This window comes from Kocuria sp. NPDC057446 (genome assembly GCF_042802875.1).
In the GTDB taxonomy this organism is placed as follows: Bacteria; Actinomycetota; Actinomycetes; order Actinomycetales; family Micrococcaceae; genus Kocuria.
Map to the genome: position 1 here is coordinate 1 of NZ_JBHVDI010000111.1, position 12,784 is coordinate 12,784.

The 12,784-nt window shown below is 75.3% G+C and carries 12 protein-coding genes and 3 pseudogenes; 13 read left to right on the top strand and 2 right to left on the bottom strand.

Annotation, left to right across the window (positions count from 1 at the left end; translation table 11 throughout):
* Positions 1–69: 69 nt before the first annotated feature.
* Together ACFU0Y_RS13000 and ACFU0Y_RS13005 are read right to left on the bottom strand one after the other, a co-directional pair.
* A complete protein-coding gene (locus ACFU0Y_RS13000; protein WP_380214952.1) occupies positions 70–501 on the bottom strand; it encodes an OsmC family peroxiredoxin in 432 nt (143 codons plus the stop codon).
* Positions 502–638: 137 nt separating this feature from the next.
* Positions 639–1,895 carry a heparan-alpha-glucosaminide N-acetyltransferase domain-containing protein gene (locus ACFU0Y_RS13005; RefSeq protein WP_380214953.1) on the bottom strand — a complete coding sequence of 419 codons (1,257 nt, stop codon included), beginning with the start codon at positions 1,893–1,895 and terminating at the stop codon, positions 639–641.
* Between the two features lie 578 nt (positions 1,896–2,473).
* Here ACFU0Y_RS13005 and ACFU0Y_RS13010 point away from each other — a divergent pair.
* The 13 genes and pseudogenes from ACFU0Y_RS13010 to ACFU0Y_RS13070 all read left to right on the top strand — a co-directional run.
* Positions 2,474–2,833, top strand: a pseudogene (locus ACFU0Y_RS13010) (response regulator transcription factor); the annotation flags it as partial.
* 128 nt (positions 2,834–2,961) lie between these two features.
* Positions 2,962–3,012 (top strand): annotated as a pseudogene (locus ACFU0Y_RS13015) (hypothetical protein); the annotation flags it as partial.
* Between the two features lie 73 nt (positions 3,013–3,085).
* Positions 3,086–3,196: pseudogene (locus ACFU0Y_RS13020) on the top strand (helix-turn-helix domain-containing protein); the annotation flags it as partial.
* A complete protein-coding gene (locus ACFU0Y_RS13025) occupies positions 3,193–4,293 on the top strand; it encodes an ATP-binding protein (RefSeq protein ID WP_380214963.1) in 1,101 nt (366 codons plus the stop codon). The pseudogene ACFU0Y_RS13020 and the gene ACFU0Y_RS13025, both read left to right, overlap by 4 nt.
* Positions 4,294–4,393: 100 nt before the next feature.
* Positions 4,394–6,586, top strand: a complete 2,193-nt coding sequence (locus tag ACFU0Y_RS13030) for a heavy metal translocating P-type ATPase (protein ID WP_380214954.1) — start codon at positions 4,394–4,396, stop codon at positions 6,584–6,586.
* Between the two features lie 73 nt (positions 6,587–6,659).
* Positions 6,660–7,331 carry a DUF305 domain-containing protein gene (locus tag ACFU0Y_RS13035; protein ID WP_380214955.1) on the top strand — a complete coding sequence of 224 codons (672 nt, stop codon included), beginning with the start codon at positions 6,660–6,662 and terminating at the stop codon, positions 7,329–7,331.
* A 79-nt stretch (positions 7,332–7,410) separates the two neighbouring features.
* Positions 7,411–7,686: an SHOCT domain-containing protein gene (locus ACFU0Y_RS13040; RefSeq protein ID WP_380214956.1), complete on the top strand. Its 276-nt coding sequence runs from the start codon at positions 7,411–7,413 to the stop codon at positions 7,684–7,686.
* Positions 7,683–9,179, top strand: a complete 1,497-nt coding sequence (locus tag ACFU0Y_RS13045) for a multicopper oxidase family protein (RefSeq protein WP_380214957.1) — start codon at positions 7,683–7,685, stop codon at positions 9,177–9,179. Before ACFU0Y_RS13040 ends, ACFU0Y_RS13045 begins: the two co-directional genes overlap by 4 nt.
* A 173-nt stretch (positions 9,180–9,352) precedes the next feature.
* Positions 9,353–10,501 (top strand): glutamate--cysteine ligase, encoded by a 1,149-nt coding sequence (locus ACFU0Y_RS13050; RefSeq protein ID WP_380214958.1) that lies wholly within the window; start codon positions 9,353–9,355, stop codon positions 10,499–10,501.
* Positions 10,498–11,289 carry an alpha/beta fold hydrolase gene (locus ACFU0Y_RS13055; protein ID WP_380214959.1) on the top strand — a complete coding sequence of 264 codons (792 nt, stop codon included), beginning with the start codon at positions 10,498–10,500 and terminating at the stop codon, positions 11,287–11,289. The genes ACFU0Y_RS13050 and ACFU0Y_RS13055 overlap by 4 nt, the downstream gene beginning before the upstream one ends.
* Positions 11,232–11,990, top strand: coding sequence for an esterase/lipase family protein (locus tag ACFU0Y_RS13060; protein WP_380214960.1), 759 nt, complete (start codon positions 11,232–11,234; stop codon positions 11,988–11,990). The genes ACFU0Y_RS13055 and ACFU0Y_RS13060 overlap by 58 nt, the downstream gene beginning before the upstream one ends.
* Positions 11,991–12,154: 164 nt before the next feature.
* Positions 12,155–12,430 carry an SHOCT domain-containing protein gene (locus tag ACFU0Y_RS13065; protein WP_380214961.1) on the top strand — a complete coding sequence of 92 codons (276 nt, stop codon included), beginning with the start codon at positions 12,155–12,157 and terminating at the stop codon, positions 12,428–12,430.
* Between the two features lie 129 nt (positions 12,431–12,559).
* The gene (locus ACFU0Y_RS13070; RefSeq protein WP_380214962.1) at positions 12,560–12,754 is read left to right on the top strand and encodes a DUF2795 domain-containing protein; all 195 of its coding nucleotides are present in this window, start codon (positions 12,560–12,562) and stop codon (positions 12,752–12,754) included.
* Positions 12,755–12,784: the final 30 nt, after the last annotated feature.

Here is a 12,784-nt window from a genome sequence, read left to right on the forward strand (position 1 = left end):
CCCGGCTGAAGGTCTACACGGTCTCCGAGATGCTCGACCTGCGCTACGGCGGCCGGGCCGGGGGCCGGATCAGGCCAGCGACGCGTCGAGGGTGATCTCCACGGACAGCGCCTGCGAGACCGGGCAGCCGGCCTTGGCCTCCTCGGCGACGCGCGCGAAGTCCTCCGCGGAGATGTTCTCCACCTGCGCCGCCACGGTCAGCGTGACGCCCTTGATGCCCTCGCCCGCCACGAAGGTCACCTCGGCGGAGGAGTCCAGGCGGGTGGGCGGGGTGTCGTTCTGGGCGAGCATGTTGGACAACGCCATGGCGTAGCAGGTGGCGTGCGCGGAGGCCAGCAGCTCCTCCGGGCTGGTCCGGGGGCCGGCGCCGCTCTCGGCGCGCGTGTCCCAGTCCACGTCGAAGGGGCCCAGGCCCGAGCCGCTCAGGCTGGTGGTGCCCGAGCCGTTGAAGAGATCTCCGGTCCAGACGGTGCTGGCCTTGCTGACGACGGGTTTCGGCATAGTTCCTCCTGAGGTCCACGGCAGACGGGGGATCCGTCCGCCGGCGCCGGGCGGCGCTGCTGTCACGCTAGCGGATCCCGTGCGGCGTGCGGTCGGCCGGCGTCGGTTTCCGCCGTGGGCGCGACGCCGGACGGGTGCTACCCGAGGGGCTTCCTGGGGGTGTCCGGCCCGCGGGAGGTTCCGCGGTCGGCCACGGCGCGGGTGGTGGCGTGCGCCGCCGCGGACACGGCCCGTTCCAGCGGCCCCCGCCCGAACGCGTGCCGCCAGGCCAGCGCGACGAGGGCGGACACGAGGAGGCAGGCCACGAACCAGAGCAGTGGACTGCTGTAGTGCACCTCGGTGGAGAGCAGGGCCAGCTGCCCCGTGTACAGCGTCAGGGTCATGGCGCCCATGGCCGTGAGCGGCAGGAGCCACTTGCCGGACTCGCGCCCCACGAGCAGGAGGGCACCGAGCACGGCCGTGCTCACGCCCAGGCTCCACGCCACCGAGAGCGGCGTGTTGGTGTGCGGGGCGGAGAGCGCCTGCCACCACAGCGACGAGGTCGGCAGCGGTCCGCCCGCGCCGAACACGATGAGGTGGTCCAGGTCCTCCCGGGTCAGGGAGGCGATGCTGTAGAGCAGGACGTTGTAGCCGTCCACGCCGTAGAGGAGCACCCAGGAGACGAGCTTGGCCAGGGCCGCGAGGCCGAGCCCCACGGCCAGGAGCCGGGTCTGCAGGCGCAGGCCCTTGAGATTGAGCCGGCCGAGGGCCAGGCCGGCCAACAGGTAGGCCATGTACGTCACGGCCGGGTAGGTGCCGGTGAGCGTCAGCTGCCAGAAGAGGGCGACCGGCTCCGTGACGAGGTGGGCGAACGTCGGGTTGACGGCGCTGTGCTCCGGCACCACGTCGCCCAGCCAGTGGATCAGGAACGGCCCCAGCAGCAGGAACGCCGCCGAGCACAGGAACAGGGTCCGTGCCCGCAGCCCGAGGAAGGGCAGCGCGAGCAGGTAGAAGAGACCGTAGTGGACCAGGATGCCGGCGGCGGGCGGGTCCGCCGGCATCAGGTACCCCACGGTCAGCCCGATCGCCATGATCAGCAGGGCGCGCACCACGATCCCGGCGCCGGCGGCGGTGAGGTCCCGGCCCCGGCGGGGCCTGCGCCCGCCGGTGGAGAACGCGAGACCGACACCGGCGAGCAGGGCGAACAGCGCCGCGGAGTCCCCCGCGAACAGCAGCCACGAGAGGGTCGGCCGGTCGTTGTCGGGATAGGACTGCGGCAGGAAGTGGACGGCCGTCAGCCCGACGAGAGCCAGGCCCCGCGCGGCGTCCACGGCGAGCAGACGCCCGGCCGACCGGCGCGGGTCGAGCCCGCCGGTGGGCTCCGCGGTCCGGTCTCGCGTGGGGTGGTCGTTCATGGATCCCGCCGTCCTGTTCCTCATCCCCGGTCCCGCGGTGGCTCGCCCTGGAGGATGTCGTGTGCACTGCCGTCAATCTTCGCATCCGGGCCGGTGGTCGCGGCAACGTTGCGCCGGAAGGCTCAGGAGGCGGCGTGCAGCTCAGGGGCGGGCGGCGGCACGGGCAGATCGGCGCCGCGGGCAGATCGGCGCCGCGGCGGTGCAGGACCCTGGTCCGCGTCCGGCGCCGGGCGTCCAGGGCGGCGGCCGCCGCCTCGACGGGCTCCGCCTCGGGGGCGAGGACCTCCACCGCCTCGCGCAGCTCCGCGTCCTGCTCCACGACGCCGCGAGCAGGTCCACCGCGGCGGGCTCGAGCTCATGCGCGCAGGTGAGGCCGATGCTCACCCGTGCCGCGGGCCGCGTGGAGCGCGCCCGATGGACAGTCAGCAGCCTGTCTGTTCGAGTGCCCACAAACCCTGAGCCACCTTCTGGTCGGTCCGCACGCGGGGAGCCCGGGGTCGGCTGAAGATCTGACGAAGATCCGCGCCCTGCTGCTCGATCCGTGAGCCGGGGGCGCCGGCCGGGGCGAGACTGGAGACATGGACATCCCTGGGAGCGCCCCCGCCGCGGCGGCCGGGCGGGTGCTGGTGGTCGACGACGAGAAGGCCCTCGCGGGGATGGTCGCGTCCTATCTCGCCCGGGCGGGCTACGCGGTCGTGCAGGCGCACACCGGCCCCGGCGCCCTGGCGGCCGCCCGGGCGGACCGGCGGGACGTGGTGGTGCTGGACCTCGGGCTGCCCGGGCTGGACGGGATCGAGGTGTGCCGGCGGATCCGGGCGTCCTCCGAGTGCCACGTCCCGATGCTGACGGCGCGGGGGGACAAGGAGGACGAGCTCGCCGGCCTGGCGGCCGGCGCCGACGACTACATCACGAAGCCCTTCAGCGTCCGGGAGCTCGTGGCCCGGGTGCAGGCGGTCATGCGGCGCCCGCGGACGGGGTGCCGGCGGCGGGGCCGGGGACCCCCTTCGTGGTCGGGGAGCTCGAGATCGACGTCGCCGGCCGCCGGGTGCGCGTGGCCGGGGAGCCGGTGGCGCTCACCCGCACCGAGTTCGACCTCCTGGCGGCCCTCGCCGCGCGCCCGGGGGAGGCCCTGTCCCGCCGGCGCCTCATCGACATCGTGTGGGACCCGGCCTGGGTGGGGGGACGAGCACCTCGTGGACGTCCACGTCGGCCACGTGCGCCGCAAGCTCGGCGACGATCCCGCCCGACCGCGCTGGGTCGACACCGTGCGCGGCGTCGGCTACCGGATGGTGGTGCCGTGAGACCGCGGCGCGCGCGCGGACTGGCCGCGCGCTTCCTGCTCGCCCAGCTGCTCGTGGTCGCCGCGAGCGTGTGCGCGGCGGCGGTCGTGGCGTCCCTGGCCGGTCCGCCGCTGTTCCACGAGCACCTCCTGCGGGCCGGGGCAGATCCCGGCTCCGCCCAGCTCTTCCACGCCGAGCGCGCCCACCGCGACGCCAGTCTCTGGACGCTCGGGGTGGCCCTGCTGACCGCCCTGCTCTGCGCGCTGGCCGAGCTCACCCGCGCCGCCGAGGACATGTCCGGCGGCCGCTACGGGACGCGGGTGCCGCCCATGGGCGCCGGGGCGGAGGTCGACGCGCTCGCCGGGTCCTTCAACACGATGGCCGCCCGGCTCGCGCGCACGGAGCACGTCCGGCGCCGGATGCTCTCGGACCTGGCCCACGAGCTGCGCACCCCCGTGGCGGTGCTCGCCGTGTACCTGGAGGGGCTCGAGGACGGCGTCACCACGTTCGACGGGACCACGGGAGCCGTCATGGGCGAGCAGCTCGCCCGGATCACCCGGCTGGTCGAGGACCTGGACGACGTCTCCCGTGCCGAGGAGGGCCGCATCGTGCTGGGGCGGGAGCACGTGCCGGTGGCCCGCCTGCTGTGCGCGGGCGCGGACGCCGCGCGGGAGGACTGCGCCGACCGCGGCGTGACCCTGCGCGTCGAGGCGGATCCCGGGCTGGGGGCGGTGGACGTGGACCGGCAGCGCATGGGACAGGTCCTCGGCAATCTGCTCTCCAATGCCCTGCGGCACACCCCGCCCGGGGGAGAGGTGGTGCTCGGTGCGTGCTCGGCCGGCTCCGGGGAGGTGGAGATCCGTGTCGCCGACACGGGCGAGGGCATGACGGCGGAGCAGCTCCCGCACGTCTTCGAGCGCTTCTCCCGCGGCGACGCCGCGCGGGACCGGGACCACGGCGGGTCCGGAATCGGCCTGACGATCTCCCGCGCCCTCGTGGAGGCGCACGGCGGCACCTTGACGGCCGCCTCGCCCGGCCCCGGGCGCGGGTCGGTGTTCGTCCTGACGGTGCCCGCCGCCCGGAACGGCGCGGCGGGGGAGGGGCCGGCGACACCGTGAGCGCACCGACCTTGATCCATACCCCTGGGGGGTATAAAGTGAGAGCTCGCCCCGGATGCAGCCCAGCCCGCGGCACCCGGGAGCCGCGGAAAGGAGCACCATGAGCACCTCACGGTCCCCCGGCCGCCGCACGGCGCCGCACGACGGTCCCCGCCACCCCGCAGACGACGGCACGCACGGGCAGGCCATGCCGGACGACCACGCCCATTCGGCCGTGGACGAGGACCACGTGGTGCACGCGCACGGCGAGCACGCGGGGCACTCCACGGCCATGTTCCGGAGCAGGTTCTGGCTCAGCCTCGTGCTGGCTGTCCCCGTGGTCGTCTTCAGCCCGATGGTCGGGCACCTGCTGGGCTACCACGTCCCCCAGTTCCCCGGCTCCGCCTGGATCCCACCGGTGCTGGGCACGGTCATCTTCCTCCGGGGCGGGGCCCCCTTCCTGCAGGGAGGACTCACCGAACTGCGGTCGAGGCAGCCGGGGATGATGCTGCTGATCGCCATGGCCATCACCGTCGCCTTCGTGGCGTCCTGGGCGACGACCCTGGGCATCGGCGGGTTCGACCTCGACTTCTGGTGGGAGCTGGCCCTGCTCGTGGTGATCATGCTGCTGGGCCACTGGACGGAGATGCGCGCCCTCGGAGCGGCGTCCTCCGCCCTGGACGCCCTGGCGGCCCTGCTGCCCGACGAGGCGGAGAAGGTGGACGGGACAGCGGTCGTCACCGTCCCCGTCGCCGAGCTGGCGGTCGGCGACGTCGTCCTGGTGCGCTCGGGCGCCCGCGTTCCCGCCGACGGGGAGATCGTCGACGGATCCGCCGAGTTCGACGAGTCCATGATCACCGGCGAGTCGAGGACCGTGGGCCGCCACCCCGGCGACACCGTGGTGGCCGGGACCGTGGCCACCGACAGCGCCGTGCGGGTGCGGGTCGGCGCCGTGGGAGAGGACACGACGCTGGCCGGCATCCAGCGGATGGTGGCCGAGGCGCAGGAGTCCTCCTCACGGGCCCAGGCGCTGGCCGACCGCGCGGCGGCCCTGCTCTTCTGGTTCGCGCTGGGCGCGGGCCTCCTCACCGCCCTCGCCTGGACGCTGCTGGGCAGCCCCGGAGACGCCGTCGTCCGCACGGTGACCGTGCTGGTCATCGCCTGCCCCCACGCCCTGGGACTGGCCATCCCGCTGGTCATCGCCATCTCCACCGAGCGCGCGGCCCGGTCCGGCGTGCTGATCAAGAACCGGATGGCCCTCGAGCGGATGCGCACCGTCGACGTGGTGCTCTTCGACAAGACGGGCACCCTCACCGAGGGCGCCCACGCCGTGACCGGCACCGTCCCGGCGGCCGGCGTCCCGGTCCCGGAGCTGCTGGCCCTCGCGGCGGCCGCCGAGGCCGACAGCGAGCACCCCGTGGCCCGCGCCGTCGTCGCGGCCGCCGCGGAGCACCCGGAGGAGGGCGGGCGGGCGCGGCGCGGGACGCAGTTCCGCTCCGTCACCGGTCGCGGTGTGCGCGCCACGGTCGAGGGCGCCGAGATCACGGTGGGCGGGCCGAACATGCTGCGCGAGCTCGGGGCGTCCGTCCCGCCCGAGGTCGCCGAACCGGCGGAGGAGTGGGCCCGGCGCGGTGCCGGCGTGCTGCACGTCCTGCGGGACGGGCAGGTCATCGGCGCGGTGGCCCTGGAGGACCGCGTCCGCCCGGAGTCCCGGGCGGCCGTGCGGGCCCTGCAGGCCCGCGGGGTGAAGGTCGCCGTGATCACCGGCGACGCCCGCCAGGTCGCCGAGGCCGTCGGCGCCGAGCTGGGCATCGACGAGGTCTTCGCCGAGGTCCTGCCGCAGGACAAGGACACCAAGGTCGTGGAGCTCCAGTCCCGCGGGATGACCGTGGCGATGGTCGGCGACGGCGTCAACGACGCCCCGGCCCTCGCCCGCGCCGAGGTGGGCATCGCCATCGGGGCCGGCACCGACGTGGCCATGGAGTCCGCCGGGGTGGTGCTGGCCGGCAGCGACCCCCGGTCGGTGCTGTCGATGATCGACCTCTCCCGGGCCAGCTACCGGAAGATGATCCAGAACCTCGTGTGGGCCACCGGCTACAACGTGATCGCCGTGCCCCTGGCCGCCGGCGTGCTCGCACCCGTGGGGATCGTGCTGTCGCCGGCCGTCGGCGCGGTGCTGATGTCGGTGTCCACGATCGTGGTGGCGCTCAACGCCCAGCTGCTACGCCGGCTGGACCTCGCGCCGGAGCGACTGGCCGCCACCGGCGAGCGCCGTCCCACCGAGCCGGCCCCCGCCGACCGCCCCGACCCCTGACCACCCGATGACCACCCCGACCCCTGACCCCCGGCCCGACCGGCCGGACCGACCACCGGAGAAGGACACCCCCATGACGCGCTGCACCACTCTCGCCGCCCTCGCACTGGCCTCGACCCTGGCCCTGGCCGGCTGCGCCGCCGGTACCACCGAGCAGGACACCGGCGCGGCCGCGGGGACCCCGGCCCCGGCCGCCTCCGCCCCCGCCGGGACGGGCACCACCCCGGCGACCGCCGAGCCGATCGACGCCGAGCACGACGACGGCGACGTGATGTTCGCCCAGATGATGATCCCGCACCACGAGCAGGCCGTGGACATGAGCGAGATGCTGCTGGCCAAGGACGACGTCCCGGCCGAGGTCGCCGGCCTCGCCCGGCAGGTCGCCGACGCCCAGGGCCCCGAGATCGAGCGGATGCACCGGATGCTCGAGACCTGGGGAGAGCAGCCCCTGGCGGACTCCGGGGACATGGCGGGCATGGACCACGGCTCCGGGTCCGGGATGAGCGGGATGATGACGCCCGAGGACCTGCAGGCCCTCGAGGCGGCCGAGGGTGCGGACGCGGCCCGGCTGTACCTGGAGCAGATGACCGTCCACCACGAGGGCGCGGTCGAGATGGCCCGGGATCAGGTCGAGAACGGGCGGAACGCCCAGGCCGTCGAGCTCGCCCGGCAGGTCGTCGAGGACCAGGAGGCGGAGATCGCCGAGATGGAGCGGATGCGCCAGGAGCTGCCGGACGGTTCCTGACCGCCCCGCCGCCCGGCGTCGCCGCAGCCGGGCGCCGCACTGCAGGAAGCAACCAACCGATCGACCAAGGAGGACCGCGATGATGTGGGGCGACGGCATGGGAGGTGGCATGGGCTGGATGTGGCTCTTCTGGCTCCTGCTGATCGTGGGCACCACCGTGCTGGTGGTCGTGCTGGTGACGCTCCTCACCGGCAGCCGGGGCGGCGGCAGCCGGCAGGGCGGTCCCCTCCCGCCGCCGACGGGTGCGGGACCGCGCCGGGCGCGGGAGATCCTGGAGGAGCGCTACGCCCGGGGGGAGATCAGCACCGAGGAGTTCCGGGAACGGCTGCGCACCCTGGAGGAGGGCGACCGGTGAGCCCGCTGAGCCGCCGGCAGCTGCTGGCCCTGGGTGCGGCCGGGGCCGGCGCCGCGGCCGTGGGCGGGGCCGGGCTGTGGTGGAGCAGCGGCGGCGGCGAGTCCCTCGGTGACGGCCGGGAGCTGGCGCAGCCCGAGGTGCTGGCGGGCCGGGGCGGAGTCCTCGACCTGGCGCTGGCGGCCGCCCCCGCGGAGGTGCGGATCGGGGCGCGGACCGCGCACGTGCAGGCCTACAACGGCTCGCTGCCCGGACCCACCCTGCGGGTCCGCCCCGGGGACACGCTCCGGGTGGCGATGACCAACGGCCTGGAGGCCCCGACGAACCTGCACGTGCACGGGCTGCACGTCTCCCCGCGGGCCAACGGGGACAACCCGTTCGTGAGCATCGGACCGGGGGAGTCCTTCGACTACGAGTTCGTCCTGCCGGAGGACCACCCGCCGGGCACCTACTGGTACCACCCGCACCACCACGGCCACGTGGCCGACCAGATCGCCGCAGGACTCTACGGGGTGATCGTCGTCGAGGACCCCGACCCCGTCCCGGTGGCCCGCGAGCGGGTGCTGGTGGTCTCCGACCTCACCCTGGACGGCTCCGGGGAGCCGGCCGAGGTCTCCCCGCCGCAGCGGATGATGGGCCGGGAGGGCGAGACCGTGCTGGTCAACGGTCAGGTCCGCCCCGAGGCCACCGCGGCGCCGGGAGAGCGGGAGCTGTGGCGGGTCGTCAACGCCTGCCCGTCCCGGTACCTGCGCCTGAGCCTGGACGGCCAGGAGCTGCGGCTGTCCGGCCGCGACGCCGGCCGCCTGACCGAGCCGGTCGAGCTCACCGAGGTGGCCCTCGCCCCCGGCAACCGGGCGGAGCTGCTCGTGGACGCCCGCGAGGGCACCTCCCGCCTGACCGCCGCCCCCGTGGACCGCGGGAGCATGGCCGGGATGATGGGCGGGGCGATGCCCGGGGACGGCCCCGGCACCGACGAGCCGGTCGACCTGCTCACCTTCCAGGTCACCGGGGACCGGGTCCGGGACCCCGGCCCCGTGCCTCCCGGCCCGTCCCTGCGCGACCTGCGCGACGAGCCGCCCGCGGCCCGGCGCACCCTGGACTTCGCCATGGGCATGGGCATGGGCATGGGCATGGGCGGGACGATGGGCGGCATGCGCGGGCCCGGGGCGATGGCGTCCTTCACGATCGACGGCCGGGGGTTCGACCCCGAGCGCACCGACCAGCAGGTCCGGGCCGGGACCGTGGAGGAGTGGACCCTGGTCAACTCCAGCCCGATGGACCACCCGGTGCACCTGCACGTGTGGCCCGTGCAGGTCGTGACGGAGGGCGGCCGCGAGGTCCCCGAGCCCCGGTGGCTCGACGTGGTGAACGTCCCGGCCTTCGGGGAGGTGACGGTCCGGGTGGCCTTCGACGACTTCACCGGCCGCACCGTCTACCACTGCCACATCCTCGACCACGAGGACCTCGGCATGATGGGCACGGTCGAGGCCCGCTGAGCACCGCCGGGCACCCCCGGGACGGGACGTCCGGCGCCCGCCGGGCACCGGGAACCAGGCTCCCGCGCAGGCCCCGGTGCTACTCTCCGCAGTGAGCCGGGGAACGCTCCGGCGACGACGGCGGCACCTTCCGCCGCCCCCGACCGCAGCGATCCAGCCCGTCCCGGAGAGTGGTGATCCCCGTACTGCCGCACCCGACCCGCGAAGAGACCACCGGCCCCGCCCGCACCTTCGGGGTGGAGGAGGAGCTGCTCCTCGTGGACGCCGAGACGCTGGAACCCGCGGCCGCCGGTGCGGACGCCGTGCGCGCGCACGCCGCCGGCTCCCACGATGCGCCGGCGTCGGTCCACCAGGTCACCACCGAGCTGCAGCAGGAGCAGATCGAGGTCGCCGGTCCTCCGCTGACCGGCCTCGCGGAGCAGGTCGCCGCCATCCGCGAGGGGCGCGCCCTGGCCGACGCCGCCGCCCGCGCGGTGGGCGCCCGCGCCGTCGCTCTCGCCGCGCCGGTCACGGCGGGAGCCCCGCACCTCGTGCCGGCGCCGCGCTTCCGGTGGCTCCGGGAGCGCTTCGGCCTGGTGGCCGACGAGCAGCTGACCTGCGGCCTGCACGTGCACGTCGGCGTCGGCAGCCGCGAGGAGGGCGTGGCCGTGCTGGACCGCATCCGGGTGTGGCTGCCCGTCCTCCTCGCCCTGAGCGGCAACTCACCGTTCTGGTTCGGCCGCGAGACCGGCTTCAGCAGCTTCCGCTACCAGGCCTGGGTCCGCTGGCCGACGGCCGGCCCCAACGAGGTCTTCGGCTCGGTCGAGGAGTACGACCGGCACCGCGAGGACCTGCTGCGCTCCGGGGTGCCGCTCGACCTCGGCATGCTGTACTTCGACGCCCGGCTCTCGGCCCGCTACCCCACGGTGGAGGTCCGGATCACCGACGTGTGCCTGGACGCGGAGCACGCCGGGGTGCTGGCCGCCCTCTCCCGGGCGCTGGTCGAGACCGCTGCCCGCCAGTGGCGGACCGGCCTCCCGGCACCGTCGGCGAGCGCCGCGCAGCTGCGGGCGTGGTCCTGGCAGGCCAGCAGGTACGGCGTCGAGGGACCGCTCATCAGCCCGGCCACCGCTGCGCCCGCCCCGGCCCAGGACGTCGTGGCCGAGCTGCTCGCCGTCGTGCACCCCGTGCTCGCGGAGTGGGGCGAGGCCGAGCAGGTGGAGTCCGTGCTGACCGGCGTCCTGCGGGACGGCTCCGGCACCCGGCGGCAGCGCACGTCCTTCGCCCCGCGGCAGGACCCGCTGGACGTCGTGCGCACGGCGCTCGAGGAGACCCACCGGTGAGGACGCGGCGGCACCCCGCCCTCGAGCGGCGGCGCGTCCTCGCCGGGAGCCACCCGGTGGACGTGCGGGGGACCTTCGACCCGGCGCGGCCCCCGGTGGTCCTCGTGCACGGCGTCGGCATGTCGGGCCGCTACTTCCTGCGCTTCGCGGACGCGCTCGCGGCCACGCACGACGTCTACGCCCTCGACCTGCCGGGCTACGGCACGGCCCCCCGCCCCCTGCGCCCCCTGACGCCGCTCGAGCTCGGCCGCGTGGTCGCGGACGCGGTCGAGGCGCTGGGGCTGGAGGCTCCCGTCGTCGTCGGCCACTCCATGGGCTGCCAGATCGTGGTGGACGCGGTCAAGGACCACCCCGGCCGGTGGGCCGGCTACGTGCTGGTGGGGCCGACCGTCGACCCCACCGCCCGCACCCTGCTCCACCAGGGGTGGCGGCTGCTGCGGGACACCCTGCGCGAGCCGCCGCGCACCAACGCCGTGGTCGCCCTCGACTACCTCCGGATGGGCCCGCTCCGCTACCTGCGCACGGCCCGGCACATGCTCCGCGACCGGATCGAGGAGAACGTCCGGGGCTGCACGCCCCCGGGGCTGGTCGTGCGCGGGTCCCGCGACCCCATCGCCCAGCGGGACTGGGCGCGCCGCCTGGCCCGGACGGCCCCCGACGCCCGCTTCCTCGAGATCCCCGGCGCCCCGCACAACGTCCAGCACACCGACCCCCAGGAGCTCGCCGCCGCATGCGCACCCTTCCTCGACTCCTGCGGGCCGGGTCCTCGTCCCGGGAGCCCGGCATGATCCCGCGCCGGCTGGGCGAGACGGGCACCAATCTCACGGCCTGGGCCCGGGACTACGTCTACGCGGTCCGGTGGCAGGCCGCCGGGCTCCTCGGCCGCTGGGACCCCGCCCACTACCGGGGCGCGGGGGAGCCGGGGCGGACGCCGGTCGTGCTGATCCCCGGGATCTACGAGTCGTGGACGTTCCTGCTCCCGGTGGCCGGGCTGCTGCGGGAGCACGGCCACGACGTCCACGTGGTGGAGGACCTGCGGTTCAACACCGGGAGCATCGAGGAGATGGCGGCGCTGGTCGACGAGCACATCCGGCGGGAGGGGCTCGAGCGCTGCGTGCTGGTCGCGCACAGCAAGGGCGGGCTCATCGGCAAGCACCTCCTGGCCCACCACAACGAGCGCACCGCGATCCAGGGTCTCGTGGCCGTCAACACCCCCTTCTCCGGCTCCGAGCTCGCCCGGCTCCTACCCCTCCCGGCGATCCGGGTGTTCCTGCCGCACTCCCCGGAGCTGACGGCGCTCACCACCAGCCGGGAGGTCGACCGGCACATCGTCTCCGTCTACGGCCTGTTCGACCCCCACATCCCGGGCGGCAGCCGGCTCGAGGGAGCGCACAACGTGCAGCTCGGCACGCGCGGGCACTTCCTCCCACTGAGCGACCCGCGCGTGCACGACGCGATCCTGGAGGGGATCGGCACGCTCACCCGCTGATCCCGCCGGCGGCACCGCCGGCCCCGGCCGGGACGGCGTCCAGGGCGCACCGTCGCAACGGGGGCCGGCGTCGGAGGCGACTGCTACTCTGCGGCCACCGAGCGTCCCCCGACGGGACGGCGGAGGCAACAACGACGGACGACGCCGGAGAGGCGGGTGCCACCGTGGTCGTACTGGGACTGACGCCCTTCCAGGGCTGGGAGGTGGTGTCCTGGGCCCTGCTGGCCGCCGCCGCGGCGTGGACGGTGGCGCGGGGCCTCCGCTGGCTCGTGCGCCGCTACGGGGAGAACACCCGATGGGGCCGCAGGTCGCGCACCCGGCTCGGCCTGCGCCGGGCCCGCGACGGACTGCTCGAGCGGCATGCCGCCGGAGAGCTCACCGAGGACGAGTACCGGGAGCGGCTGCGGCTGCTCGACCAGGAGGGCCGCGCCGGCCCGTGATCCCGGCGGCACGTGCCCGCCCCGGCGGACGGGCGGGGCTGACGGACGGCAAGCATGCTGACAGAGTGGGGGGCGTCCGTGTCCCTCCGCACCGGCGGGACGAGAAGAGGCGACGACGAGGAGACTCCCATGTCCGACAAGCCCGATCCCATCGAGCTGCAGAAGCACCTCGGCGGCCTGGACCACCCGGTCGGCAAGGACGAGATCGTGCGGAGGGCGCAGGACTCCGGCGCGGACGACTCCGTCCTCGACGCGCTCCGGAACCTCCCCGACCGGCAGTACGAGAAGCCCACGCACGTGACCGAGGCGGTCTTCGGCGGGTAGGCCCTCCGGCCCGCCGCGGGGGCGGCCCCA

What these genes read in the sequence shown, in the direction of transcription:
- ACFU0Y_RS13000 (WP_380214952.1), bottom strand. Translation starts at nt 501, where the DNA reads ATGCCGAAACCCGTCGTCAGCAAGGCCAGCACCGTCTGGACCGGAGAT.
- ACFU0Y_RS13005 (WP_380214953.1), bottom strand. Translation starts at nt 1,895, where the DNA reads ATGAACGACCACCCCACGCGAGACCGGACCGCGGAGCCCACCGGCGGG.
- ACFU0Y_RS13030 (WP_380214954.1), top strand. Translation starts at nt 4,394, where the DNA reads ATGAGCACCTCACGGTCCCCCGGCCGCCGCACGGCGCCGCACGACGGT.
- ACFU0Y_RS13035 (WP_380214955.1), top strand. Translation starts at nt 6,660, where the DNA reads ATGACGCGCTGCACCACTCTCGCCGCCCTCGCACTGGCCTCGACCCTG.
- ACFU0Y_RS13040 (WP_380214956.1), top strand. Translation starts at nt 7,411, where the DNA reads ATGATGTGGGGCGACGGCATGGGAGGTGGCATGGGCTGGATGTGGCTC.
- ACFU0Y_RS13060 (WP_380214960.1), top strand. Translation starts at nt 11,232, where the DNA reads ATGCGCACCCTTCCTCGACTCCTGCGGGCCGGGTCCTCGTCCCGGGAG.
- ACFU0Y_RS13070 (WP_380214962.1), top strand. Translation starts at nt 12,560, where the DNA reads ATGTCCGACAAGCCCGATCCCATCGAGCTGCAGAAGCACCTCGGCGGC.